Annotated in this window: 20 protein-coding genes and 1 tRNA gene; 15 read left to right on the top strand and 6 right to left on the bottom strand. The window is 63.1% G+C overall.

The genetic code is table 11. The annotated features are described in order from the left end of the window. Positions 1-20: 20 nt before the first annotated feature. From WDU96_RS05445 to recR, 4 genes are all read left to right on the top strand, one after another. Positions 21-782 carry an HAD family hydrolase gene (locus tag WDU96_RS05445; protein WP_337337457.1) on the top strand — a complete coding sequence of 254 codons (762 nt, stop codon included), beginning with the start codon at positions 21-23 and terminating at the stop codon, positions 780-782. Further along, positions 779-3,322 carry a glycoside hydrolase family 65 protein gene (locus WDU96_RS05450; RefSeq protein WP_337337458.1) on the top strand — a complete coding sequence of 848 codons (2,544 nt, stop codon included), beginning with the start codon at positions 779-781 and terminating at the stop codon, positions 3,320-3,322. The genes WDU96_RS05445 and WDU96_RS05450 overlap by 4 nt, the downstream gene beginning before the upstream one ends. Before the next feature lie 66 nt (positions 3,323-3,388). Next, positions 3,389-5,635, top strand: a complete 2,247-nt coding sequence (locus WDU96_RS05455) for a DNA polymerase III subunit gamma and tau (protein WP_337337459.1) — start codon at positions 3,389-3,391, stop codon at positions 5,633-5,635. A gap of 3 nt (positions 5,636-5,638) precedes the next feature. After that, positions 5,639-6,232, top strand: coding sequence for a recombination mediator RecR (gene recR / locus WDU96_RS05460; protein ID WP_337337460.1), 594 nt, complete (start codon positions 5,639-5,641; stop codon positions 6,230-6,232). 7 nt (positions 6,233-6,239) lie between these two features. Here the strand turns inward: recR and WDU96_RS05465 are convergent, their stop codons facing one another. Next, the gene (locus tag WDU96_RS05465) at positions 6,240-7,637 is read right to left on the bottom strand and encodes a threonine/serine exporter family protein (RefSeq protein ID WP_337337461.1); all 1,398 of its coding nucleotides are present in this window, start codon (positions 7,635-7,637) and stop codon (positions 6,240-6,242) included. A gap of 191 nt (positions 7,638-7,828) precedes the next feature. Here WDU96_RS05465 and WDU96_RS05470 point away from each other — a divergent pair, with 191 nt between their 5' ends. The 7 genes from WDU96_RS05470 (at position 7,829) to WDU96_RS05500 (ending at position 15,654) form a co-directional block, all read left to right on the top strand. Continuing rightward, the gene (locus WDU96_RS05470) at positions 7,829-9,115 is read left to right on the top strand and encodes an aspartate kinase (RefSeq protein ID WP_337337462.1); all 1,287 of its coding nucleotides are present in this window, start codon (positions 7,829-7,831) and stop codon (positions 9,113-9,115) included. 39 nt (positions 9,116-9,154) lie between these two features. Further along, positions 9,155-10,231, top strand: a complete 1,077-nt coding sequence (locus WDU96_RS05475) for an aspartate-semialdehyde dehydrogenase (protein ID WP_337337463.1) — start codon at positions 9,155-9,157, stop codon at positions 10,229-10,231. Between the two features lie 91 nt (positions 10,232-10,322). Then, the gene (locus WDU96_RS05480; protein WP_337337464.1) at positions 10,323-11,831 is read left to right on the top strand and encodes a malate:quinone oxidoreductase; all 1,509 of its coding nucleotides are present in this window, start codon (positions 10,323-10,325) and stop codon (positions 11,829-11,831) included. Positions 11,832-11,891: 60 nt separating this feature from the next. Further along, positions 11,892-12,545: a thymidine kinase gene (locus WDU96_RS05485; RefSeq protein ID WP_337337465.1), complete on the top strand. Its 654-nt coding sequence runs from the start codon at positions 11,892-11,894 to the stop codon at positions 12,543-12,545. Between the two features lie 13 nt (positions 12,546-12,558). Continuing rightward, on the top strand, positions 12,559-13,578 hold the full coding sequence (gene galE, locus WDU96_RS05490) for a UDP-glucose 4-epimerase GalE (RefSeq protein ID WP_337337466.1): 1,020 nt from the start codon (positions 12,559-12,561) through the stop codon (positions 13,576-13,578). A gap of 58 nt (positions 13,579-13,636) precedes the next feature. Then, entirely contained in the window at positions 13,637-14,347 is a 711-nt protein-coding gene (locus tag WDU96_RS05495; RefSeq protein WP_337337467.1) for a FadR/GntR family transcriptional regulator, read from the top strand. Positions 14,348-14,370: 23 nt separating this feature from the next. Further along, complete coding sequence (locus tag WDU96_RS05500) at positions 14,371-15,654, top strand: alpha-hydroxy acid oxidase (RefSeq protein ID WP_337337468.1); 1,284 nt, start codon at positions 14,371-14,373, stop codon at positions 15,652-15,654. Positions 15,655-15,718: 64 nt separating this feature from the next. Here the strand turns inward: WDU96_RS05500 and WDU96_RS05505 are convergent, their stop codons facing one another. The 4 genes from WDU96_RS05505 to WDU96_RS05520 all read right to left on the bottom strand — a co-directional run bounded on the left by WDU96_RS05505 (position 15,719) and on the right by WDU96_RS05520 (position 20,337). Continuing rightward, positions 15,719-16,492, bottom strand: a complete 774-nt coding sequence (locus WDU96_RS05505) for an HAD-IIB family hydrolase (protein WP_337337469.1) — start codon at positions 16,490-16,492, stop codon at positions 15,719-15,721. 63 nt (positions 16,493-16,555) lie between these two features. Next, a tRNA-Pro gene (locus WDU96_RS05510) sits at positions 16,556-16,629 on the bottom strand. A gap of 24 nt (positions 16,630-16,653) precedes the next feature. Further along, positions 16,654-17,619, bottom strand: coding sequence for a metallophosphoesterase (locus WDU96_RS05515; RefSeq protein WP_337337470.1), 966 nt, complete (start codon positions 17,617-17,619; stop codon positions 16,654-16,656). A 3-nt stretch (positions 17,620-17,622) separates the two neighbouring features. Beyond that, positions 17,623-20,337, bottom strand: a complete 2,715-nt coding sequence (locus WDU96_RS05520; protein WP_337337471.1) for a transglycosylase domain-containing protein — start codon at positions 20,335-20,337, stop codon at positions 17,623-17,625. 110 nt (positions 20,338-20,447) lie between these two features. Between WDU96_RS05520 and WDU96_RS05525 the strand changes: the two genes are divergently transcribed. Both WDU96_RS05525 and WDU96_RS05530 read left to right on the top strand, forming a co-directional pair. Then, positions 20,448-20,663, top strand: coding sequence for a Sp36 family protein (locus tag WDU96_RS05525; RefSeq protein WP_337337472.1), 216 nt, complete (start codon positions 20,448-20,450; stop codon positions 20,661-20,663). A 5-nt stretch (positions 20,664-20,668) separates the two neighbouring features. After that, positions 20,669-21,136 (top strand): RidA family protein, encoded by a 468-nt coding sequence (locus WDU96_RS05530; protein ID WP_337337473.1) that lies wholly within the window; start codon positions 20,669-20,671, stop codon positions 21,134-21,136. Between the two features lie 67 nt (positions 21,137-21,203). On the opposite strand, the gene acs is transcribed toward WDU96_RS05530, so the two are convergent. Next, a complete protein-coding gene (gene acs, locus WDU96_RS05535) occupies positions 21,204-23,171 on the bottom strand; it encodes an acetate--CoA ligase (protein WP_337337474.1) in 1,968 nt (655 codons plus the stop codon). A 420-nt stretch (positions 23,172-23,591) separates the two neighbouring features. Here acs and WDU96_RS05540 point away from each other — a divergent pair, with 420 nt between their 5' ends. Both WDU96_RS05540 and WDU96_RS05545 read left to right on the top strand, forming a co-directional pair. Beyond that, on the top strand, positions 23,592-24,623 hold the full coding sequence (locus WDU96_RS05540) for a TadA family conjugal transfer-associated ATPase (protein WP_337337475.1): 1,032 nt from the start codon (positions 23,592-23,594) through the stop codon (positions 24,621-24,623). Further along, the gene (locus WDU96_RS05545; protein ID WP_337337476.1) at positions 24,608-25,501 is read left to right on the top strand and encodes a type II secretion system F family protein; all 894 of its coding nucleotides are present in this window, start codon (positions 24,608-24,610) and stop codon (positions 25,499-25,501) included. The genes WDU96_RS05540 and WDU96_RS05545 overlap by 16 nt, the downstream gene beginning before the upstream one ends. The last annotated feature ends 7 nt before the right edge of the window (positions 25,502-25,508 follow it).

Here is a 25,508-nt window from a genome sequence, read left to right on the forward strand (position 1 = left end):
CACACATCGCTGGAGGCTTCGTGACCGCGAATGCACTGCCCGACCTGACTGACTACGACGCCGTACTTTTCGACCTTGACGGGGTGCTCACTCCCACGGCCGAAGTGCACATGCACGCGTGGCAGACGATGTTCACACAACTCTTCACCGAGTGGGATGTCGACCCCGCCTACACCGAACGCGACTACTTCGACTATCTCGACGGCAAGAAGCGATATGACGGTGTCGCGAGCTTGCTGAGGTCGCGCGACATCGAAGTGCCATGGGGGCACCCCGATGACGAGCCAGCGGCTAATACTGTGTGCGGCATCGGGAATCGAAAGAACACATACTTCGAAGCGGTCTTGCGTGAGGAAGGGATCGCGCCGTATCCCGGATCGCTCGCGCTGATGGATTTGTTGGATGCTGCAGGGGTGCCCATCTCGGTGGTTTCGAGTTCGAAGAATGCCCAAGAAGTACTCACCGTCGCCGGAATTCGAGACCGTTTTCCCGTCGTGATGGACGGCGTCATTGCGGAACGTGACAATCTGTCGTCAAAGCCCGCTCCTGACGTGTTCGTCGAAGCCGCACGCATGATGGGCGTAGACCCGGCCCGAAGCGTCGCCGTCGAAGACGCGCTGAGCGGCGTCGAGTCCGCTGCTGCGGGCAAGTTCGGCCTGGTGGTGGCGGTTGATCGCGGCGCCGGCGCCGAAGCGCTGTTTGGCGCTGGAGCCGACATCGTCGTGAACGACCTTGGCGAGTTTGTGGAACCGAACGTGGCCGATGAGGAGCCGACTGCATGATCAACCGCGACCGCTTTCCGGTAGACCCGTGGCGACTCGTCGAGTCATCATTCGACCTCGACAGCTCGGGTGTCACCGAAACGCTGTTTGCCACGGGCAACGGCTACCTCGGACTTCGTGGAAACCATCCGGAAGGGCGCCACGGTCACGAGTACGGCACCTTCGTGAACGGATTTCACGAAACGTTCCCGATTCGGCATGCCGAGCAGGCATATGGTTTCGCCGAGGTCGGACAGACGATCATCAATGCCCCCGATGCAAAGGTGATGCGCGTCTACGTCGATGACGAGCCGCTCTCGCTCGACCTGGCCGACGTGCGGGAGTACGAACGTTCTCTCGACATGCGTGACGGGGTATTGCGCCGCAACATCCGCTGGACGACGCCATCAGGCAAGGATGTGCGCATCGACTTCGAGCGGATGGTGTCGTTCGAAGAGAAGCACCTGGTGATCATGTCGGTCGACGTGACCGTGCTCAACGCAGATGCCCCCGTCACGGTGAGCTGTCAGCTGCTCAATCGCCAAGACGGTGAAGACGTCTACGGTGGCACGCCCAAAGCTCCCAAGAAGGCTGGGTTCGACCCGCGCAAGGCCGAGCGCATCAGCGAACGGGTGCTGCAACCCCAGGAGTACTGGCAGGACGGTGAGCGTTCAGCATTGTCATATCGGGTCTCGGAATCTGGCATGACGATCGCGGTCGTCGCGGATCATGTCATCGAAACAGAGAACGAGTTCTCGGCGCGCCGGTTGATCGAATCCGACATCGCCAAGAATGTCTTCCGCGTGCGCGCGAAGGCTGGGGTGCCGGTGCGCGTCACCAAGATCGTGAGCTATCACACCTCCCGCGGCGTGCCCGCCCGCGAACTCGTTGATCGCTGTCGCCGCTCGGTTGATCGTGTGCTTTCCGAAGGGATCGAACCGCAATTCGCGCGGCAGCGCGCTTGGCTCGATGGCTTCTGGCACCGCTCTGACGTGCAGATCGGCGGAGATGATGAGTTGCAGCAGGCCACACGCTGGTGCCTGTTCCAGCTCGCGCAGGCGGCAGCGCGAGCTGACGGTCAAGGTGTGCCTGCGAAAGGGGTGACCGGTTCGGGCTATTCAGGGCACTATTTCTGGGATACCGAGATCTACGTGCTGCCCTTTCTCGCATACACAACCCCCGTGTGGGCACGCAACGCCCTGCGCATGCGCTATCTCATGCTTCCCGCGGCACGTCGCCGCGCATATCAGCTCAACGAAGCCGGCGCGCTCTTTCCCTGGCGCACCATCAGCGGCGAAGAAGCGTCCGCATACTACGCGGCCGGCACGGCGCAGTATCACATCAACGCCGACGTGAGCTTTGCGCTGGCGAAATACGTGCGCGCCACCGGCGATGAAGACTTCTTGCACCGCGAGGGTGTCGATATCGCCGTTGAAACAGCACGTCTGTGGGCGACCCTGGGTTTTTGGCGCTCGAGCACGGGCGAGAACCGACGCATCGGTGAGGCGCGCAGTGAGGGCGACACGTTCCATATTCACGGTGTCACCGGGCCAGACGAGTACACCACGGTCGTGAACGACAATCTGTTCACGAACGTGATGGCGCGGTTCAACCTTCGTTTCGCCGCACGCACGATTCGCGAGATGGCCGAGGTTGATGGCGAGGTCTATCGCCGAATGGTGGACCGACTCGACCTGGGCGAAGATGAGCCCGCGGCCTGGGATCGCGCCGCGGAGGCGATGCACATTCCCTTCAGCCCAAGCCTCGGCATCCATCCCCAAGATCAGGTGTTCCTCGAACGCGAGATCTGGGATCTTGAGAACACTCCCGCCGACAAACACCCGCTGCTGTTGCACTATCACCCGTTGGTCATCTACCGGTACCAAGTGCTGAAGCAAGCTGACGTTGTTCTCGCGCTGTTTCTGCAGGGCAATCACTTCACCCCCGAAGAGAAGCTCGCCGACTTCGAGTACTACGACGCACTAACCACGGGGGACTCGACGCTGTCGGCAGTCGTGCAGGCGATTCTGGCCGCAGAGGTCGGGTACCAAGACCTCGCTTTGGAGTACTTCCGCGAGTCGCTTTTTGTCGACCTCGCCGACCTTCACAACAACGCTTCCGACGGCGTGCACGTCGCATCCGCTGGCGGCGTGTGGACTGCACTGGTTTCTGGCTTCGGCGGCATGCGGGATCATTTCGGGGAACTGTCGTTTGATCCGCGTCTTCCTGAGGCGTGGCCGTCGCTCACCTTCCCTTTGCACTGGGGCGGCACCAGGCTCGAGGTGAGCATCACGCGCGATGAGATCGCTGTCGCCGCGGATGACGGCCCACCTGTCTCGTTCAGCGTCCGCGGCACGGGATACGTGGTGGGCGCCGGCGAGACCGTTCGCGTGGCGCTTGACGACCAGGGTCCGGTGATCGAGGGCAAGCCATCTTTGGGTGACTTCGCCAATCAACGTCGCGAAGACGGGTCGCTGCTTTCAGCTTCGGTGCCGACGGTAACCACCTCGATGCCGGTCATCGGAGCGCCCGCAGATATCGAGCGTGGCGCTGACGCGTGATCGATTGCGGCTACCAGAAAGCGGCGTAGCAGTCACCGTGTCGGTGCCACGCCGTAGGCTGGTGCCGTGACCACAGCTCTGTACCGCCGCTACCGCCCTGAAGCGTTTGGCGAGATGATCGGTCAGTCACAGGTGACCGACCCGTTGATGACCGCGCTGCGCGGCGATCGCGTGGGCCACGCCTACCTTTTTTCGGGGCCACGCGGTTGCGGCAAGACCACCTCGGCACGCATTCTTGCGCGCTGCTTGAACTGCGCGAAGGGCCCGACCGATACGCCGTGCGGAGAGTGCGACAGCTGCGCCGAACTCGGTCGCGGGGGTAGCGGTTCGCTCGACGTCGTAGAGATTGACGCAGCTTCGCACAACGGCGTCGATGACGCGCGTGACTTGCGCGAGCGAGCGGTGTTCGCCCCCGCGAGGGACCGTTTCAAGATCTTCATCCTCGACGAAGCGCATATGGTCACGCCCCAGGGCTTCAACGCACTGCTGAAGCTTGTCGAAGAGCCGCCCGACCACGTCAAGTTCATCTTCGCGACGACCGAGCCCGAGAAGGTCATCGGCACGATCCGCTCACGCACCCACCACTACCCGTTCCGCCTTGTGCCTCCGGCCGCGATGCTCGACTACGTCGAACAGATGTGCCAGACCGAGGCGGTTGGGGTCGAAGCGGGGGTATTGCCACTCGTCGTTCGCGCCGGCGGCGGCTCACCGCGAGACACGCTCTCATTGCTCGACCAGCTGATTGCAGGCTCCGATCCGTCTGAAGAATCAGGTTCGGTGACGGTCAGGTATGAGCGCGCCGTTGCATTGCTCGGATACACCCACGCGGAGCTGCTCGACGAAGTGGTCGACGCATTCGCCGCTCGTGACGCCGCAGCAGCATTCGCAGCAGTCGACCGAGTCGTGCAGACAGGTCAAGATCCACGCCGATTCGTCGACGACCTTCTCGAACGTCTGCGCGATCTGATTGTCGTAGCCGCGACAGGGCAAGGGGCAGCCGCGGTATTGCGCGGGATGTCAGCCGAGGATCTTGTTCGCATGCAACGGCAGGCCGACGCGTTTGGCGCAGCACGGCTGTCGCAGACAGCCGATCTGGTCATTGGCACTCTCGACGACATGACCGGCGCGACATCGCCGCGGTTGCAGCTCGAGCTGATGGTCGCACGGGTTCTCGCGCGGGCTGCTGCTGGAGCGCAGGCGCCCGCAGCGTCAGCTGGCGGCGCCGCCCAGAACGTGAGCGGCGCAGCCCAGAACACGCCGCCAGCAGCACCCGTTACCGCTGCGCCGACAGCGCCCGCCCCGGTAGGCCAGCCGGCACAGCCGGCAGCAGCAGAACCAGTCGCACCCTCGTCGCCGTCTCATCCTTCTGCACCCGCTTCGCGCCCGGCAGCGGAACCCGCCCTCAACGCGCCGTCACCCGCTGCGACCGCACCTGTGCCGGCTGGTCCGGTGAACCTCGAGCGTATGCGCGCGTCGTGGACGCAGATCATGGGTGTGCTCGAAGGCATCAGCCGCACCTCCTGGTTGCTCGTTGCGAATGCCAACGTCGCCGACCTCGCCGACGATGTGCTCACGCTCACCTTCAGCAGCCCGGGCGACATCGACAAGTTCCGAAAACTGAACGCCGGCAAGGGCCCCAGCGAAGACCTTCGTCAGGCGATTATCGGCGTCGTCGGTCTGCGCGTGAAGTACCTCGCGAAGCACGCACCCGACCAGCGCCCAGCGCCGGAGAAACCGAATCCGTCTGCCACGCCGTCTGGTCCGTCCGACGCCGCGCCCAGCGGGCAGGCTTCGAGACCTTCGCAACCCGCGTCATCGTCGCAGACAGCCGCATCTCGTCCCTCTTCTAGCTCGCAGCGCGCCTCGGCCGCCCCGCGTTCGGCGCCCAGCGCCGCCGCGCCGGTGACCGAGTGGGCGGTTGCTTCGATCCCCTCGGATGCAGACGCTCCGCCTCCCGACCCTGGCCCCGCTGCGTTCGCAGAGCCGCCAGCGCAGTTCGCAGTCGACGACGAACCCGAAGACGCCCCGACCGGTTCCGCATCGGCGCCCGTCACCACGATCGCTCCGCCCGAAGGCCGCGTGCTGCCTGCGCGCGATCTCGACGCTGCGCCACCGCGCGACGACGACGATGACCTTGACACCGACCACACCGCCGAGGTGCCGATTCCTCCCGTTGTCGCACCTCCGCTTGCACCCACGGTGACTTCACGCGTCGACGGGGTTCAGCGCTACGGCGAGGCCGTTGTAAGGCAGGTGCTCGGCGCGACGTTTGTCCGCGAAGAGCCATACGAGTCCCCGACGAGGTTCAACTAGCCCATGTACGAAGGCATCGTTCAAGACCTCATCGATGAGTTCGGCAGGCTTCCCGGGATCGGGCCGAAGTCAGCGCAGCGCATCACGTTTCACATTCTGCAGTCCCCGAACTTCGATGTGTCGCACCTGGCACTGCTGCTGAGCGAAGTGCGCGACAAAGTGCGCTTCTGCGACATCTGCGGCAATGTCTCTGAGCAAGATCACTGCTCCATCTGCCGCGACCCTCGGCGCAACAACACCCTGATCTGCGTGGTCGAAGACGCGAAAGACGTGTCGGCGATCGAACGCACCCGCGAGTTCCGAGGCCTGTACCACGTGCTCGGCGGAGCAATCAGCCCGATTGCTGGCATCGGCCCTGATGATCTGCGCGTCACGCAATTGATGCAGCGCCTCGCCGACGGCACTGTGCAAGAAGTGATTCTTGCGACGAATCCGAACCTCGAAGGCGAAGCGACGGCGACGTACCTCAGCCGCCTGCTGCACTCGCTCGAGATCAGTGTGACCCGCCTTGCTTCCGGCCTTCCTGTCGGCGGCGACCTGGAGTACGCCGATGAAGTGACGCTTGGCCGCGCTTTTGAGGGCCGTCGCTCGATGTGACGACGCTCTACCGGCGCGTTCGCGTGCGCGGGCGGGTGACGCTGGCGAGGGTGCCTCGTAGCGGCTGGCCAACATAGATACCCAGCGAAGCGCCAACGGCGAGTGCGATGCCCACCACCGCGGCTCCGACAAGAATGCCGAATCCGGTCAGAATCAGCTCTGGGGTCGCATTTGCTTCGACGATTGTCAGCAAACCGCGAAAAACCGCGGCACCGGGCACCAGCGGCAGGATGGCAGCGGTAGTGATGGCGACCGACGGCACGTGCAAGCGATAGGCCACCATGATGCCGACCACGCTGCCGGCGAATGCGCCAATCCCCGCGGCCGTCGCGGCGTCAAAGCCGATCGCACTTGACGCGAGATAGCCGAGCCATGCAATCAAGCTCAAGACTGCGCTGACCACGATGATTCGTGAGCGCGCGCCGTTGAACACCGCAACGGAAACTGCGATCACTGCGGCGCCGGCAAACTGTAGCGGGATCGGACCAAGGGGGAGTGCGTCATTGGGAGCATCCATGCCGAGCCCGATCACACGCGCTGTCTGCAAACCCACCAGAATTCCCAGCACCACACCCAAGGTCTGCGTCATGAGCTCAAGGATGCGTCCGGTTGCGGTGAGCGCGAACCCGTCAATGGCGTCCTGAGCCGCGCCAACGACGGTGAGGCCCGCGAGCATGAGCACGACGCCTGAGGCCACGATGATCGACGGGCGCACCATGTCAGCATCGGCCCAACCTGTGAGACGCAACAGCTGGGCGACAGCCGCCACCATGGTGAGCACGAACGCGCCGGCGATCTGACTGAAGAAGTGTGGCACACGCAGTCGGGCGAGCCCGAGCTGGGTGAGCGCGGCAGCCCCGGCCGCGATGAAAGCCAGCACCATGACGAGCCAGTTTCCACCGAACATGACGGCGACGCCCACGGCGAGAAGCGCCTGCGTGGCGACGACAATTGCCGGCCGGTAGAGAAACGGTGTGCGACGGATCTGGCGATAGCGTTCAATCGCCTGATCAAGGGTGAGGCCGGTGGTGATGTCGGCAAGCAGCGCCTGTAGACGCTGCAGCTTGTCGTGGTCGGTGACCGCGCCTTTGACGACCCGCATCAGGGTGATCGGTCGCGTCGCGCCCGACTGATGGTGGGCGACGGTGATCGAGTTGTAGGTGACGTCAACGTGCACCGGGTCTAGTCCGTAGACCGCCGACACCCGAATGATGGTCAGGGTCACCTCGCTCGCGGGTGCGCCCGAGACCAGCATCGTCTCGCCGATGCGGATGGCGAGATCGAGAATGCGAACGGCGAGCGTTTCATCGACAACGGGAAGAGCCTCGGTAAGCGACGTCGAGGCGACATTCGTATGCACGAGACCGCCGAGCGAGCTGAAAAGCTTGCGGCGCTGTGGAGGCATCGCTACCGCTCACTTTCGTTGTCTTGGAACTCGCCCTCGATCGTATCTGAGCGTCCTGCTCGCGCGCCCACAAATGTCACATGAACGAGTGTGCATGAGGGCCTGAATAGGATGGATGCTGAGACGCGGCATCCGATCGCTCTCCTCAATCCCCACCACGCGTGCCGATCGGCACCTCCAGGAGTTTCAACGTGGCCCTGATCGTCCAGAAATATGGCGGTTCCTCTGTCGCCGATGCTGTGAGCATCAAACGAGTTGCCAAGCGCATTGTCGATGCACGCAGGGCCGGACACGATGTGGTCGTTGCCGTCAGCGCGATGGGTGACACCACCGACGAGCTTCTCGATCTCGCGTCACAGGTTGCCCCCATGCCAGCGCCGCGTGAACTCGACATGCTGCTGTCGAGCGGCGAGCGCATCTCGATGGCGCTGTTGGCGATGGCTATTCACTCGATGGGTTTCGAGGCGCGCTCGTTCACCGGCAGTCAAGCCGGAATGATCACGGATGCCACGCACGGCGCAGCGCGCATCGTCGACGTCACGCCGGTTCGCCTGCGCGAAGCCCTTGACGAAGGAGCGATCGTCATCGTCGCCGGCTTTCAGGGGTTCAACCGCGATACTCGCGACATCACGACGCTCGGCCGGGGCGGATCCGACACCACCGCGGTGGCTCTTGCCGCGGCTCTCAATGCAGATGTCTGCGAGATCTACAGCGACGTCGACGGCATCTTCACTGCTGACCCGCGAGTGGTCGCGAAGGCGCGAAAGCTCGGCGTCGTTTCTGCAGAAGAAATGCTCGAACTCGCCGCGAACGGTGCGAAAGTTCTTTACATCAGGGCCGTTGAATACGCCCGTCGTCACGGCGTGCTCATTCACGCCCGTTCCACATTCAGTTCAAGCACCGGCACATACGTGCTCGGCGAGGGAATGTCGCTTCCCGATGGCGTAGAGGGAGAAAAGATGGAAGAGCCAGTTGTCGCGGGAGTTGCGACCGATATGAGTCAGGCCAAGATCACGGTCATCGGAGTTCCCGATGTGCCGGGCAAGGCCGCTGAGATCTTCAAGATCGTCGCCAAGTCTGGTGCGAACGTCGACATGATCGTCCAGAACGTGTCGGTGTCAACCAGCGGGCGCACCGACATCTCGTTCACCCTGCCGAAGTCCGACTCGGCGACAGCCATGAAGGCCCTCGCCGCCGAGCAAGATGAAGTCGGTTTCGCGAGTTTGGTGCACGACGACCAGATCGGAAAGTTGTCGGTTGTCGGTGCAGGAATGCGCACTCACTCCGGCGTGTCAGCAACGCTGTTCGAAGCGCTGAGCGTGTCGGGGATCAACATCGAGATGATCTCGACCTCGGAGATCCGCATTTCAGTCGTGTTGCGCGGTGACGACCTCGCCGAAGCGGCCCGGCTCGTGCACACGGCTTACGGACTCGACGGCGACGTCGACGTCGTCGTGCATGCCGGCACCGGCCGGTAGAATCAGCCTTTCGCACATCGATACTCGCAAGGGAACATCATGACCCGCATCTCTGAATCAGGAATCTCGGTCGCCATCGTCGGCGCCACCGGCCAGGTCGGGACGGTCATGCTCGAGATTCTGGCTGAGCGCAGCTTTCCCATTCGTGAGCTTCGGTTGTTCGCAACCTCCCGCTCTGCGGGTACAGCGGTTGAGTTTGCGGGCGAAACGATCATCATCGAAGACGTTGCGAGCGCCGACCCAGCGGGTATCGACGTTGCGCTTTTCAGCGCGGGGGCGACAGGCAGTCGTGCCCACGCTCCTCGTTTCGCTGCCGCAGGTGCAACGGTCATCGACAACTCCAGCGCATGGCGCATGGACCCCGACGTGCCGCTCGTGGTCAGCGAGGTCAACCCGCACGCAATTGTGAACCCGCCCAAGGGGATCATCGCGAACCCCAACTGCACCACCATGGCTGCGATGCCGGTGCTCAAGCCGCTGCACGTTGAAGCGGGTCTCACTCGTCTCATCGTCTCCACCTACCAGGCAGTGTCGGGGTCCGGCCTTGCCGGCGCTCAAGAGCTCCTCGGACAGGTAGAGGGCGTGCTCGCTCAGGGACACACGCTTGACCTCGTGCGCAACGGGTCGGCGGTCGACTTTCCTGAGCCAGAGAAGTACGTGGCACCCATCGCGTTCGACGTGATCCCGCTCGCCGGAAACCTCGTCGACGACGGGCTCAACGAGACAGACGAAGAGAAGAAACTGCGCAACGAGAGCCGCAAGATTCTTGAGCTTCCCGATCTGCTCGTCGCAGGAACGTGCGTACGCGTGCCTGTCTTCACCGGCCACTCGCTTTCGATTCATGCCGAGTTTGATCGAGACATCACGCCGGATCGCGCGCGCGAGGTGCTCGCACAAGCCCCGGGTGTTGTTCTTGATGAGGTGCCGACGCCATTGCAGGCAGCGGGCAAAGACCCGAGTTTCGTGGGTCGTGTTCGCGCAGACCAGTCCGCGCCCGAAGGCAAGGGCCTCGTAGTGTTCATCTCCAACGACAATCTGCGCAAGGGCGCCGCGTTGAACGCCGTGCAGATCGCCGAGCTCGTCGCGGCGAACTTGTCGGCTCCGGCTGCGGTCTGAAGTTCGGCTGTCGAATAAGAATCGACAACCTTTCGCCTTCTGAGCGCGTCTTGCGGTCAGCGGGTGTTCTGAGCGCGCCTAGAATTGTTCGGTGACCGAATCTCCTGTGAACAGCACCCACGGGCGTGACGAGACGGTGGATGTCGTTCTCATTGGTGGCGGAATCATGAGCGCCACCCTGGGAACACTCCTCGCTGAACTCCAGCCAGACTGGAAGATCGCCGTCTACGAACGTCTGCACGATGTCGCGCTCGAAAGTTCGAACGCCTGGAACAACGCGGGCACCGGTCACGCTGCCCTGTGCGAGCTCAACTACATGCCCGCAGGCAAAGACGGTTCCGTTGACGCGGCAAAGGCGATCTCGATCAACGAGCAGTTTCAGCTGAGTCGCCAGCTGTGGTCGACGCTCGTCGACGAAGGTGTGCTCGACGCGCCCACGACGTTCATCAACTCGACCCCTCACATGACGTTCGTTCGCGGTGAGAAAGATGTGGCCTACCTCAAGAAGCGCTACGAGGCGCTCAAGAAGGAGCCGCTGTTCGCCGGAATCGAATACTCCGAAGATTCACGCGTCATCAACCAGTGGGCACCCTTGCTGATGCAGAAGCGCCGCAAGACCGATGAGCCATTCGCCGCCACCCGCGTTCCGGCGGGAACCGACGTTGACTTCGGCGCACTCACCCGCCAACTCTTCACTCACCTTCAGGCGAAGGGGGCCGACGTTGTCACCAATCGCGAGGTGCGAAAGCTCAAGCGTCTGAAGGACGGCACCTGGGACATTCACTGGCGCAACTCGCTGGGCCGTACGCCCGGAAAAACGAATGCACGATTCGTGTTCGTCGGCGCCGGTGGCTGGGCGATCAAGCTGCTGCAGAGCTCGGGCATCCCTGAGATCTCAGGCTACGGAGTGTTCCCGATCGGTGGGCAGTGGCTCAAAACATCGAACCCTGAGATCGTCGCGCAACACCAAGCCAAGGTGTACTCGCAGGCATCAGTCGGCGCTCCGCCGATGTCGGTTCCTCACCTCGACACGCGCGTAGTTGACGGTGAGACTTCGTTGCTGTTCGGACCATTCGCCACGTTCAGCCCGAAGTTCTTGAAGAACGGTTCGATGTTCGACATCGTCACCCAGGTGCGCCCCGGCAACCTGTGGCCCATGCTGAAAGTCGCCATCGACAATCCGAGCCTGATCACCTATCTCATGAGCGAGCTCGTCAAAAACCACAAAGCCAAGGTCGATAGCCTCCGCACCTTCGTGCCCACGGCCAAGGATGACGACTGGGAGCTTCTTCAAGCGGGCCAGCGCGCGCAGGTCATGAAGAAGGACAAAGACAAGGGCGGCGTGCTGCAATTCGGTACCGAGGTCATCACCGGGGCCGATGGCTCTATCGCTGGTCTGCTCGGCGCGTCTCCGGGCGCGTCAACGGCGGTGTCGATCATGCTGAACCTGTTGAACACGTGCTTCCCCGACCGGATCGACGAGTGGGAGCCTCGCTTGCGTGAGCTCATTCCTAACTTTGGCGAGTCGCTCAACCCGCAGCCCGCTGTTGCCAAGAAGGTGCTTGGCGAGACCGCAGACACGCTTTCGCTCACCGCCTAGGTTTGGCAGATTGCCGCGGTCGCTGACACAAGCGCTCCGGCGGTTCCGTAGACTCTGCGGGTGGCCAAACTGTACTTCCGCTACGGAGCGATGAACTCCGGCAAGTCAACATCGCTTCTTCAGGCCGCGTACAACTATGAAGAGCGCGGCCAGCATGTGTTGCTGGCGAAGCCCGAGATCGACACTAAAGGCGCTGACCAGATCGACAGTCGACTGGGTGTGAAGCGCACGGTGGACTTTCTGATTCGCCCCGATGACGATTTGCGAGCGCTGTTCAATGAGCACCGAGCACGCGCTCGCCGTGCCGCTGCAGAAGCCCTGATTCCAGAAGAAGCCGATCAAGCCGCGCAAGCCGATGTCGCCTGCTTTCTCGTCGATGAAGCGCAGTTCCTGACGCGCGATCAGGTGGATGACCTGCTGCGGATCGTGGTTTTAGACGGCGTTCCGGTGCTGGCGTACGGTATTCGCACCGACTTTCAAACCCAAGCGTTCCCTGGTTCGCGACGACTGCTCGAACTGGCGCACAGCCTCGAAGAGCTGAAGACCATCTGTCGTTGCGGAAGCAAAGCGCTCTTCAATGCTCGGCTTGTCGGCGGGCGTTTCGTCTTCGACGGCGATCAGGTAGCGATCGACGAGTTGACGGCTGAGCGCGTGACGTACGAGTCGATGTGCGCGGACTGCTATCTGCGAGAATCCGGCGGGCGTCTCGGCTGACTAGGCTGGGAGCATGCGCGTTCTTCTTGCCGGCGGCGCCGGTTACATCGGCACTCACACGGCGATTTCTCTTCTGAGCAACGGCCACGAAGCGGTGCTGCTTGACGACCTCTCGGGCACCCATGCTGTGGCAGCCGAGCGCGTCGAAGCAATCAGCGGCAAGAACGTGCCGCTGATTGTCGGCGACGCCGCGGACGACGACGTCGTGGCGGCAGCGTTTGACGACTACGGCCCGTTTGACGCGATCATTCACCTTGCGGCGTTCAAAGCCGTGGGGGAGTCAACGCAGAAGCCGCTGGACTACTACTCGAACAACTTGGACACTACCTACGCGTTGCTGCGCGTCGGGCTCAGCCGAGGAATTCGGTCATTTGTCTTCTCGAGCACCGGCACCGTCTACTCAGACCCGGCAGACCTCCCTTTCACCGAGGAATCAACGACGAGTGTCGACCTGTCCAACCCCTACAGCAAGTCGAAGCGCATGAACGAGGTGGTCATCGAAGACGTGGCCAGAGTCAACCCTGATGTGAACTTCACGGTGCTGCGTTACTTCAACCCTGTCGGCGCTCACCCGAGCGGCTTGATCGGCGAAGACCCCGCCGGCATTCCGAACAACCTCATGCCCTTCGTCTCGCGAGTGGCGGTGGGCTCTCTTGAGCGCGTGGGAATCTTCGGCGATGACTATGACACCCCCGACGGCACCGGGCTTCGCGACTACATCCATGTCGTGGATCTGGCCGAGGGCCACGTCGTCGCGCTCGAGCAAGCCGCTGCCGGCTACTGCGTGTACAACCTCGGCACGGGCACGCCTGTGAGCGTGAAAGAGCTGGTGGCTGCGTTTGAGAAGGCTGTGGGGCGCGAACTTCCCCAGGTCATTCTCGATCGGCGCCCGGGTGATGTGGCGGCGACCTATTGCGACCCGGCGAAGGCGAAGAGCGATTTCGGCTGGGTGGCCAAACTCGGCATAGACGACGCGTGCCGTGACTATTGGAACTGGCAGTCGCAGAACCCGAACGGCTACGCCGGCGCATAGAACTTGAGTGTGGTCTGACCACCCGCTAGTGTGGTCAGACCATTACGAAGGAGTCTGTGTGCCCACCACTGTGCGCGCGTGGCAGGTCGTTCTCGAGAAGATCGAGTCGGATCTGCTCGAAGGCCGGCTCTCGCCGGGTGATCATCTGCCCCCTGAGCGCGAACTGTCGACCTCTCTCGGCATCGGACGTTCGAGCGTGCGTGAGGCGCTGCGCGTGCTCGAAGTCATGGGGCTCATACGCACCGGCACCGGCTCAGGCCCGTCTTCGGGCGCGATCATCATCGCCACTCCGCGGGGCGGCATGGCTGCGCTTCTCAGGCTGCAAGTAGCAGCACAGGGGTTTCCCCTCGACGACGTTGTGCAGACACGACTTGTGCTGGAATCTGCGGTTGCACGCGCTTTGGCCACGAGCGCAGAGGCTGATACTGCCCCCGTGCATGCCGTTGTCGCTGCGATGGACAGCGAGACGCTCACCGCTGCCGAGTTTCTCGTGCTCGACGCCCAGCTGCACCTCGCGCTCGCCGAAGCATCCGGAAACGTCGTCATCGCCGCCGTGATGGCGGGACTGCGCGAAGCGATCGAGTCATACGTTCAGGCGGGAGCAGCCGCGATCTCCGACTGGGATGCGACCGCGCGCCGCTTGCGCGAAGAACACCACGCCATTCTTGACGCCATCGACACCCACGACTCCGATCGTGCCGTCACTCTCATCCACGATCACATCACCGGCTACTACGCGCACGCGGGTCTAGCCCGCGACGTGCAGTGAATCCTCGCATCGAAAGGCACCACATGGTCACCCGGCAAGTCCCCAACCCCAAAGAGCTGCTCGAACTCATGCAGTTCAAAAAACCCGAACTCGATGGCCGCAAACGCCGGCTCGATTCGGCGTTGACGATCGCCGACCTTCGCAGCATCGCCAAGCGACGCACGCCCAAGGCAGCGTTCGACTACACCGATGGCGCCGCCGAAGGTGAGCTCTCGCTCGCTCGCGCTCGCCAGGCGTTCGAAGACATCGAGTTTCACCCCGGCATTCTTCGCCCTGCTCCCGATGTAGACACCTCAGTAGAAATCTTGGGGGGCCGCAGCGCTCTTCCGTTCGGAATTGCGCCGACGGGATTCACGCGGCTCATGCAGACCGAGGGCGAGATCGCTGGTGCCGGCGCTGCTGCCGCAGCAGGAATCCCGTTCACCCTCTCGACGCTCGGCACGACTTCGATCGAAGATGTGAAGGCAGCGAACCCAGACGGGCGCAACTGGTTTCAGCTCTACGTGATGCGTGACCGAGAGATCTCCTATGGCTTGGTGCGCCGTGCAGCTGAAGCAGGTTTCGACACACTGCAGTTCACCGTCGACACGCCGGTGGCTGGAGCGCGACTTCGTGACAAGCGCAACGGATTCTCGATTCCGCCGCAACTGACTTTGGGCACCATCATCAATGCGATTCCGCGTCCGTGGTGGTGGATTGACTTCCTCACCACGCCATCGCTCGAGTTCGCATCGCTCAGCACCACCGGCGGCACCGTCGGCGAGCTGCTTGACTCCGCGATGGATCCGACCATCAGCTATGACGACCTCGCGGTCATCCGTGACATGTGGCCCGGCAAGCTCGTCGTCAAGGGCGTGCAGAACGTCGAAGACTCCAAGCGACTCATCGACGCCGGCGTCGACGGAATCATTCTGTCGAACCACGGCGGGCGCCAGCTCGACCGCGCACCGATCCCGTTCCACTTGCTGCCCCAGGTCGTGCGAGAAGTCGGCAAGGACGCAACAGTCATGGTGGATACCGGCATCATGAACGGTGCCGACATCGTGGCATCCATCGCCCTTGGCGCGAAATTCACTCTGATCGGCCGCGCGTACCTCTATGGTCTGATGGCTGGTGGCCGCCAGGGCGTCGACCGCACCATCGGCATTCTGCGCAGCGAGATTGAGCGCACGATGCGTTTGCTCGGTGTGGCGTCACTCGACGAGCTTGAACCCAAGCACGTGACGCAGCTGCAGCGTCTCGCGCCGGTGAGCAAGCCCGCAGCGCGCCGCACGCCCCGCGCGACAGCCGCGGCGAAGAAGGTCTAACCGCTGCTGAACGCCATCGCGCCCTGCGCCGTCTCTCTTCGAGGCGGCACAGGGCGTGGTGGTCTCAGCGGGTGGGCAGCGTCGGAAGCAACTCGTCGAGGTATGTGGCGGTGTCTTCCCAACCTTCGACCGCGTGACAGGGAACGCCCATCGCGAGCACCGGGTAGTCGTTGCCGTCCGGATCGAGACGGTCGCCGATAAACAGCATCTCGTCGAGCGGAATGCCTGTTGCTTCAGACAGCTGGTTCATGCCGTAGGCCTTGTCGATTCCCCGATGCGTGATGTCGACAGAGGTTGAGCCGCCAGAGCGAACTTCGAGGTCAGGGATGGCGGCAGCGACGGCCGCGCGCAGAGTGTTCTTCTTCTCGCCGGTGGGATCCCACGCTGTCTTGGCTTCGAGCGGAGCTTTCTGTCCCAGCGCCGAGAAGGTGATCTGCGAGCCGCGGTCTTCAAGAATGGCGCCCCACGTCTCTTCTGCCCACAGCCCCAGTCGACGGGCTTCGCGTTCCACCGCGGCGAGGGCGCGCGACTTCTCATCGTCGGTCAGTGAGTGGGCGTAGACGGTGTGGATTCCGGACTCGTTCAGCAGGTAATACTGCGTGCCGCACGTGGGAAGCAGGTGGATGTGCGCGAGAACCGCCGGCGTTGTGTTCGGAAGCATGTCGACCACCTGGGCAGTGAACTGTGCGAGATGCCCACCCGAGATGATGGCGACCTCCACGCGTTCGGCGAGTGCGATCAGCTGAGCGCCGATGCGCGGGTCAATGGCGCTCTTGGATGGCGCAAGGGTGTCGTCCAGATCGAAGGCGACGAGGCGAGGGGTGGTGCCGGCGGTCATCAGAACTCCTGCGTGTCGGGGAAAATAAAGGGCCCCACCTCGCGGTAGGGCCCTGTAGTTGTGTCGGGGTGACAGGATTTGAACCTGCGGCCTCTTCGTCCCGAACGAAGCGCGCTACCAAGCTGCGCCACACCCCGTGGCAACCCTGCGAGTCTACCCGATCACGTGGCCTGCGCCGAACCGGCGGCAGGATCAGGTGCGCTCACCTGCGGCAAGAGCGTGATGAGGGATGCTTCTGGCCGGCAGGCGAATCGGACGGGCGCAAAGATCGAGTGGCCCAGTCCCGCGCTTACGTTGAGAGGGACCGCACGGCCGTCGTGAGACCAGGTGCTGAGGCCGCGTGCTTGATCGAGCGGGATGTCGCAGTTGGCGACGAGGGCGCCGTAGCCGGGCAGACGCACCTGCCCGCCATGCGTGTGGCCGGCGAACAGCGCATCCGCGCCGAGTTCGGTGAATGCGTCTAGCACCTTGCGGTACGGCGCGTGGGTGACGCCAAGGGTCACTGTCGCCGCCGAGTTTCTGCGCATCTCATCGATCGCGTCGGGAAGCAGGTCGAGGCGGTCCCAACCGCGGTGAGCGTCGCTGATACCGAAAGTATCGATGGCAGTGCCGTTGACCGTGATCGTGTGTGCGGCGTTGTTGAGCGGGAACCACCCGAGCTCATCGGTGAAGTAGGCGTCGAGCGCGCCGGTGTCGAGGGGTTCTTCGGCCACGGTCACTTTTGATGGTCCCGTGAAGTACTTGAACGGGTTGCGCGGTGACGGTGCGGCATGGTCGTTCGATCCGTGCACGTAGACGCCCGGAATTCCCCGCATCGTAGCGAAGGCGGTTCGGATGCCGCGCAGACCTTCGGAATGGCCCAGGTTGTCGCCCGTGTTGACGATCAGATCGGGCTTCAAATCAGCCAGACGAGAGATCCACTGCTGCTTGCGGTGTTGCCACGGTGCCATATGGGCGTCAGACAGATGCAGCACGCGGATCGGTGACTCGCCGTGCGGGAGCACCCGAATCTCGTGCTCGCGCACGGTGAACAGATACCGTTCGATACCGATGCCCCACACCGCGGCGCCTGCGCCGACCGCCCCCACTGCGCCAAGCGCGGTGAGGGCGGCACGGGTAGAGCTCACGGCTTAGCCATTGTCGTCGTCGTCATCATCGTCGTTGCCGCCACCGCCACCGCCATCGCAATCAGGCGAGACGTAGTTGATCGTGATGCTCGTGTTCTTCGTCACCGCTTCGCCAGCGGCGGGCGACGTGCCCGTTACCGACTCGCCGCTGGCATTCTCGTCTTCGGAACACGACGAGCTGATACGCCCGAAGCCGGCTGCGCGCAGCGCGGATTCTGCATTCGAGACGGATCCGCTGACATTCGGCACGGTGGCGCCCTGCCCGTTGCTCGGGCTGATGGTCACAACGGAACCACCGGCTACGCGACCAGCACCCGGACTCTGTTCTGCGACGAGGCCCTCGGCCTCAGAAGAGTCAACTTCTCCGCCGACGCGAACCGTGAAGCCGGCAGCTTTCAAGGTGCTCGTAGCTTCATCGATCGACATGCCGACCACACTGGGCAAAGTCGTGTACACGGTACGTGTCAGGTTGCTATCGGGTGCCGGGAAGGCAGAACCGGGGTAGAGACGATTCGCGACGCTGGCGACGTCCTTCGTTATCAGGTAGCGCGCTTGCGAGAGTTGGTAGCCGTCGTACCAGGCGTTGAACACATCCGCTTTTCCATCGGCGTTGCCCACCCAGACCGCCGTCGCAACTGCGGTCGACGAAGAGACCAGCCAGGTCTGCAGGTTCTCGTGGGTGCCTGTCTTGCCAAGCATCGCTGTGCCGTCAAACGGGTTGCCGCTAGCACCGGTTCCGCCGTATGCCATTACGCCTTCAAGCGCATAGGCGGCGGTTGCCGCGACCGCGGGGTCGAGTACCTGCTCACAGGTGCGCTCGGGGAGGGCGACATCGTTGCCGTTGGAATCGGTCACCTTGTCGATCGCGCGCGGTTCGCAGTAGATGCCGTTGTTCGCGACGGTGCCGTAGGCGCTTGCCATTGCGATCGGTGAAACGGCGTTCGAGCCGATGATCGAGAATTGAGTATCGACCTTCACTTCGTTGCCGTTGCCCAGCGTCACACCCATCTTGGTTGCGTCGTTCTTGATGTCGCAGAGGTCAAGCTGCTCTGCCATCGCGAAGAAACCTGAGTTGAGAGAATCCCGCGTGAAGCTCATCGGGGTGCCCACGTAGCCGGACTGCTTGTTGAAGTTCAAGATGGTGTCGCCACTGAAGTTGACCCAGTCGCCGCCGCACGAGTTCGTCAGACTGTCGATTTCGCGCACTTGTCCGTTCAGCACCTCGTTGACGGAACGGCCCTGCTCGAGCCAGTCGATGAGCGTGAAGATCTTGAACGTTGAACCGACGCTGAAGCCCGCCGAGCCACCGAATTCCGTGTCGCCAGCGTAGACGATAGACGAGTAGCTCGGGTCGTCGGTGATCGACTCGCTGAACTTGGTGTTCTGAGCGATGCTCAAAATGCGCCCGGTGCTCGGCTCAACGTTGGTTGCCACAGCGCCGAACTTGGTGTTGTCGAGCGACGTGGGAGTCCATGTTGAGACGCTCTGCTGCGCGGCGTTCTGAAGCTCCCAGTCGAGCGTCGTGTACACGTTGAGTCCACCGCGACGCAGCAGTTCGGTGCGTTCTTCGTCAGTCTCGCCGAAGGCGGGATCCGCTTCGATCACATAGCGCACGTACTGGCAGAAGTACTCGGCTCCCGTCGCGGCGGTGCAGCCGGTTTTGGGTGTGGTGATGTTGGGCACGATCGGTGCCTCGTAGGCCTCGTCGTGTTGCTCCTGGGTGATCTTGCCGTCTTCGAGCATGCGGTCGAGCACGTACTGCTGACGCTGCTTCGTCAGAGCGTAGCCGTCTTCTTCGGAGTTCAGCGCGACACCCTCAGAGTTGGTGATCGTGCCGCCCTTCATGTCGATGCGGTACGTGTTGGGGTTCTGCACCATACCGGCGAGGGTGGCCGCCTGTGCGTAATCGAGGTCGGCTGCCGAGACGCCGAAGTAGTACTTGGCGGCGGCATCGATGCCGTAGGTGGTGCCACCGAAGTTCGCGATGTTCAGGTATCCCAGAAGAATCTCGTTCTTCGAGTACTTCTGTTCCAAAGCGATGGCGTAGCGCATCTCCTGGAGCTTGCGCTCGATGCCGTCGCTGCCCGCGGCGGTGGTCGCCTCGCTCCAGCAGTTGATCTTGATCTCTTCGCTCTTGGCGATCAATTCGTCGCCCGTGGGTGCGACGACGTCCTCGCCGCTCTCTTCCGCCGCTGCTTCGGCCGCAGCGTTGAGCTCTGTGCGTGCCTGGTCGTTGGCGTCTGCCTCACACCGCTGCACGAGAATGTTCTTCACGTACTGCTGGCTGATCGTCGATCCACCCTGGGTCTCGCCGCCGCCCTGGATGTTGCTGAGCAGCGCGCGGCTGGTGCCGATGAGGTCGACGCCGCCGTGCTGGTAGTAGCGGGGGTCTTCACTCGAGAGCACTGCGTCATACATCGCGGGCGCCACCTCGTCGTACTCGACGGGGGAGCGGTTCTGGTCGTAGAACTGCGTGAGCACCTTGTCGTTGCCCTCGGAGTCCTTCGCATAGATCGTCGTCGGCAGCATCAGCTCGTCGATCTCCAGCACACTGGGGAGATTGTCGAAGAGGGTGATGGCGCTCGATGCGGCGTTGCCAGACAGCGCGATGGCAGGGGTCACTGTCGCGCTGATGAGAATTCCGGCTACGGCGCTCAGGCCGATGATTCCGGCAAGGCCCCCGAGCACGCCGCTAGCTGTCCGTTTGGTTCCAGGCATAGGCTTGATCGTAGGGGAGAACCCTGGGCGATCCCTTTACCGGCAAGCGCTCACGGGCTAATTCCCAGCGTTTACCGGCCTGATATTCAAAGTCTTCGACAGGAGTCGCAATGACGACGTGGGAATACCTCACAACACCCCTACTCATTCACAACACCGCCGCCATTCTCAATAACTGGGGAAAGCAAGGGTGGGAGCTGGTGCAGGTGGTGCCTGGTCCCGAAGGTGGGCTGGTGGCCTACTTCAAACGTCCGACCGGCGGCGGTGAGGCCAACGCTGGGCTTGGTGCGGCAGCAGAGGCTGCAAAGCAGTTCGGCGGGAGCTGATGTCGGTGAGCGTTTCTGAACGACTGGCTGAGCTCGGTATCGAGATCCCGAATGTCGTGCCTCCCGTAGCCGCGTACATCCCCGCCAAGGTCCACGATGATCTGGTGTTCACCTCGGGCCAGCTTCCAATGGTTGCGGGTGCGCTTCCTGCGACGGGGAAGGTTGGTGAGGGCGATGACCACGTGTCGCCGGCAGACGCGAAGAGCTACGCCCGCCAGTGTGCGCTGAACGCCATCGCGGCCGCGGCCGCCGTTGTGGGAGGCGTGAACGAGCTCTCGGGCGTGCTCAAGGTGGTGGGTTTCGTCTCATCGGATCCGGAGTTCACCGGCCAGCCGGGCGTCATAAACGGTGCGAGCGAGATTCTCGCTGAGATCTTCGGTGACGCCGGTGTGCACGCTCGGTCGGCTGTGGGTGTGCCGGTACTGCCGCTTGATTCGCCGGTTGAGGTTGAGGTCATCTTCACTCGCGTGTGATCGACGATAAGAGGGATGCTGCGACGCGTATCGCGCTGCAGCATCCCTCTTTCTTGTTTGTGGGCGGCTACTTCACCTGAGCCGAGATGACGCTCATGACCGCGGTGTCGGCGAGCGTGGTCGTGTCTCCGACCTCGCGTCCTTCGGCGACATCGCGCAACAGTCGTCGCATGATCTTTCCCGAACGCGTCTTCGGCAGCTCGTTCACGATGTACACGTCGCGAGGGCGAGCGATAGGCCCGATCTGCTCTCCCACCCAGCTGCGAATCGAATGGCCCAGTCCCTCGGGAGTATGCGCATCCAGGTATGACTGCTTGATGATGACGAACGCCACGACCGCCTGGCCGGTGGTCTCGTCGGAGGCTCCCACGACCGCGGCTTCTGCGGTCGCATCGTGCCCCACGATTGCCGACTCGATCTCGGTGGTCGAAAGCCGGTGGCCCGACACGTTCATGACATCGTCGACGCGCCCGAGAAACCACACATCGCCGTCGTCATCGAGGCGCGCGCCGTCACCAGCGAAATAGAAGCCCTGCGCGTGGAATTTCTCCCAGTACGTCTCAACGAAGCGTTCGGGGTCGCCCCAGATTCCGCGCAGCATTGCCGGCCACGGCTCGGTGACGACGAGCAAGCCGCCGTTGCCATTGCCGACGTGGCTGCCGTCTTCGTTCACCACGTCAATGCTGATGCCGGGCACGGGAACCTGAGCGCTACCCGGTTTCGTCTCGGTGACCCCCGGCAGCGCCGAGATCATGATGGCGCCGGTTTCTGTCTGCCACCATGTGTCGACGATCGGTGCCAGATTGTTGCCGATGATCTCCCGGTACCACATCCATGCTTCGGGGTTGATGGGTTCGCCGACCGAACCGAGCAGACGCAGCGACGACAGATCGAACTTGTTGGGAATGGCGCGACCGAGCTTCATGAACGAGCGGATTGCGGTCGGCGCGGTGTACAGAATGGTCACGCCGTACTTCTCGACCAGCTCCCACCAGCGACCGGGGTGCGGCGAGTCGGGAGTGCCTTCGAACAAGACCTGTGTGGCGCCGTTGGCCAGCGGGCCATAGGTCACGTAGCTGTGGCCGGTCACCCACCCGATATCGGCTGTGCACCAGTACACGTCGGTTTCGGGGTGCAGGTCATGAACGACCTTGTTGGTAAACGTCGCCTGGGTGAGGTAGCCGCCAGACGTATGCAGAATTCCCTTGGGCTTACCCGTGGTTCCCGAGGTGTAGAGGATGAACAGCGGGTTCTCCGCCGGAAATGCCTGAGCTTCGTGATCTTTGGATGCTGCGGGCACGACGTCGTGCCACCAGAGGTCGCGCCCTTCAGTCCAATCGACGTCGTTCTCGCCCCGTTTGACGACGAGAACGTGTTCGACGCTCTCTTGAGCGCCGGAACCGTTGCGGTCGGCGAGCGCCATATCGACAGCCGGCTTCAGCGCCGAGACTTTGCCCTTGCGATAGCCGCCGTCTGCGGTGATGACCAGTTTCGCTCCGGCATCGTCGATGCGCGAGCGCAGGCTGTCGGCAGAGAATCCGCCAAAGACGACCGAGTGAATCGCCCCGAGGCGAGCAACCGCCAGCATCGAGGCAACCGCCTCGGGAATCATCGGCAGGTAGATCGCCACCCGGTCACCCTGGCCGATACCGAGACCGGTGAGCACGTTCGCGAGGCGCTTCACCTCGTCGGTGAGTTCTGCATATGTGATGCGACGTTCATCGCCGGGCTCGCCCTCCCAGAGCAACGCGACACGGTCGCCGTTTCCGGCTTCTACGTGTCGGTCGAGGCAGTTGTAGGCGACATTGAGTTCTCCGTCGTCGAACCACTTTGCAAAAGGGGGGGTGGACCAGTCCAGAACCTCGGTGAACGGCTTGTGCCAGTGCAAGTCTCGGGCTTGCTGCGCCCAGAACGCCTCGCGGTCGGCGCGAGCGTGCTCATAGAGCCCGACCGTGCCGATGGCGTTGGCAGCGAAAGATTCCGAGGGCGCGAACTTGCGATTCTCATTCAGAAGGTGGTCAATCTGGCTACTCATGTGAGCGCGCTCCTTTGCGGGCTGTAAGTGAAGTACCGGAGTGCCGGTGAGCTTGTGTGAAATCTACATTCGGGTGGGCGTTGTGACTACCTCCGATAGTAGGGAGCGTATGAATCTGGAATTCAACCCGACATATCGCCACGCGACGCAAGCGATTTATTGGCCGCGAACCCTGTTGTCGCCTAGGCTCATCATCGCCCGAACTTTGATTCGTGCTTCGCAGCGTCCACCTCACCCCCGACTAGTGACGCTGCGCGCGGCGGCATCCCATTCCCCCCCATTGGGATGCCGCCCCCGTTTTCTCGCACGGTTCTCGGGCCCTTCCGCTGCGGTTCCTCCCCACCAACTGCTGGTGCAACGCAGCCCACCCTTCAGACGGCAGACCCCGACCGGCGCCCCTCTGAGTCATAGCGTCGCTGCATGCCTGAAGCGTTTGTCGTTCGTCCGCGAACGGCCATCCCTGGCGGCGAGTCGATCGTTTCGTCGCCCGTTGCCGCGCGCAAGCCGGCAGCCCTGCCGCCAGCAATGCAACCATTGGCCGAATTTCTCGACGACCCGAACACCACCGACGTCTTCATCAATCCAGACCAACGCCTGTTCGTCGACAAAGGCGCGGGACCGTGCGCGGTCGATGGCTGGCGTGCCACGGAACAAGAAGTTCGTGCCCTCGCGGTAGACCTGATCGCGTTGGGCGATCGTCATATAGACGATGCGCACCCCTGCGTTGACGTTCGGCTCGGCGATGGCATCCGCGTGCACGCGGTGCTGCCGCCGATCTGCGTCGGAGGTACGGCACTGTCGATACGTATTCCACGGCTAGACCGACCGAGCCTCGCAGACCTGCAGCAATCGGGAATGTTCTCGCAAGCGCTCCGAGGGCGCTTGGACCGGTTGGTCGATCGCCGCGAGAACGTGCTGATAACCGGGGCTGCGGGAGCAGGAAAAACGACCCTGCTGGGGGCGATGCTCTCCGCGGTGCCCGCGACAGAGCGCATCATCACCATTGAAGATGTTGCCGAATTGCGCCTCAGTCATCCGCACCATCTCCGACTGGAATCTCGGCAGGCGAACCTCGAGGGTGCGGGTGGGGTCGCGATGGCTCAACTGGTGCGAGAAGCCCTGCGCATGCGTCCAGACCGACTCGTGGTCGGAGAGTGCAGAGGGCCCGAGATTCGGGAGTTGCTTTCGGCCCTGAACACCGGCCATGACGGTGGGGCAGGCACGGTGCATGCCAACAGCCTTGACGACGTCAGCGCGCGGCTCGAAGCCCTCGGCGCTCTCGCGGGTCTCGACGACGTCTCGCTGGCCCGCCAGGTGACGAGTGCGATTGCTTGCGTGATTCACGTTCGTCGGGCCGACGACGGGCAGCGCCGCGTCGAAGGCATCGGACGCCCGGTGCTCGCCGCGTCGGGCCGTCTCGCAATTGAGAAGGTGCCATGGGCAGACGAGTGAACGGCGACGCCGCGGCCGACTCGGCTGAAGTCATCCTGCACCTGGCGGTGCTGCTCGAAGCAGGCTTGCCGCCGGTGCGGGCGTGGGAGTACCTGGCGTCTGTGGGCCAGCAGGAGGCGCTGAGAGTCGCGCACGCCTGCGAGCAGGGCGAGAAGCTCGTCGACGCAATCACGGGCATCGGCGCGAGCACCGGCCAGCAGTCGTGGCGTGAAGTGTCTGTCGCCTGGTCAATCGCAGCTACGGTGGGTGCGCCCCTTGCGCAGAGTCTGCGCAATATCGCGGTTGCGATGCGCGATACCCGTGATGTCGCTGATGAGGTGCGGGTGGTCCTCGCTGAGCCTGCGGGCACTGCCAGGCTCATGGGCTGGCTTCCCCTCGTCGCAATCGGACTCGGATTCGCACTCGGCGTTGACACCGTCGGTGTCTTGTTCACCAATCCCATCGGTGTTGCATGTCTGGTGGGAGGAATCGTTCTCGTGCTGGTGGCACGTCGGTGGACTTCGACTCTCGCGAGAGCGGCTGCCGCTGACGTTGCGCTGCCCGGGCTCGGCGCCGAACTGGTCGCTATCGCCCTGAGCGGGGGCGTAGCAATTGAACGCGCACGATCGCTTGTCAGCGAAGCGGGGTTTGCGATCGACGATGACACCGATTCGCTGCTTGCTCTCTCGCGCACCGCCGGCGTCCCTGCGCTCGAACTGCTTCGCGCGTCGGCGGTGCTTGCCCGTCATCGTGCTCGAACCGAGGGGCGCCTTCGTGCCGCGCGTCTATCGACGAGATTGCTTCTGCCCCTCGGTGTGTGCACTCTGCCAGCCTTTCTGCTTCTGGGCGTTGCGCCCATGCTGCTCGGCGTGCTGTCGAGCGTCAGCATCCAACTTTGAACGTGCC

Origin of the sequence: Microbacterium marmarense, assembly GCF_037204165.1 — a bacterium.
In the GTDB taxonomy this organism is placed as follows: domain Bacteria; phylum Actinomycetota; class Actinomycetes; order Actinomycetales; family Microbacteriaceae; genus Microbacterium; species Microbacterium marmarense.

Coding starts and splice junctions, on each gene's coding strand:
- WDU96_RS05520 (WP_337337471.1), bottom strand. CDS start 20,337: ATGCCTGGAACCAAACGGACAGCTAGCGGCGTGCTCGGGGGCCTTGCC.
- WDU96_RS05500 (WP_337337468.1), top strand. CDS start 14,371: ATGGTCACCCGGCAAGTCCCCAACCCCAAAGAGCTGCTCGAACTCATG.
- WDU96_RS05475 (WP_337337463.1), top strand. CDS start 9,155: ATGACCCGCATCTCTGAATCAGGAATCTCGGTCGCCATCGTCGGCGCC.
- WDU96_RS05450 (WP_337337458.1), top strand. CDS start 779: ATGATCAACCGCGACCGCTTTCCGGTAGACCCGTGGCGACTCGTCGAG.
- WDU96_RS05540 (WP_337337475.1), top strand. CDS start 23,592: ATGCCTGAAGCGTTTGTCGTTCGTCCGCGAACGGCCATCCCTGGCGGC.
- WDU96_RS05525 (WP_337337472.1), top strand. CDS start 20,448: ATGACGACGTGGGAATACCTCACAACACCCCTACTCATTCACAACACC.
- galE (WP_337337466.1), top strand. CDS start 12,559: ATGCGCGTTCTTCTTGCCGGCGGCGCCGGTTACATCGGCACTCACACG.
- WDU96_RS05465 (WP_337337461.1), bottom strand. CDS start 7,637: ATGCCTCCACAGCGCCGCAAGCTTTTCAGCTCGCTCGGCGGTCTCGTG.
- WDU96_RS05505 (WP_337337469.1), bottom strand. CDS start 16,492: ATGACCGCCGGCACCACCCCTCGCCTCGTCGCCTTCGATCTGGACGAC.
- WDU96_RS05545 (WP_337337476.1), top strand. CDS start 24,608: ATGGGCAGACGAGTGAACGGCGACGCCGCGGCCGACTCGGCTGAAGTC.
- recR (WP_337337460.1), top strand. CDS start 5,639: ATGTACGAAGGCATCGTTCAAGACCTCATCGATGAGTTCGGCAGGCTT.
- acs (WP_337337474.1), bottom strand. CDS start 23,171: ATGAGTAGCCAGATTGACCACCTTCTGAATGAGAATCGCAAGTTCGCG.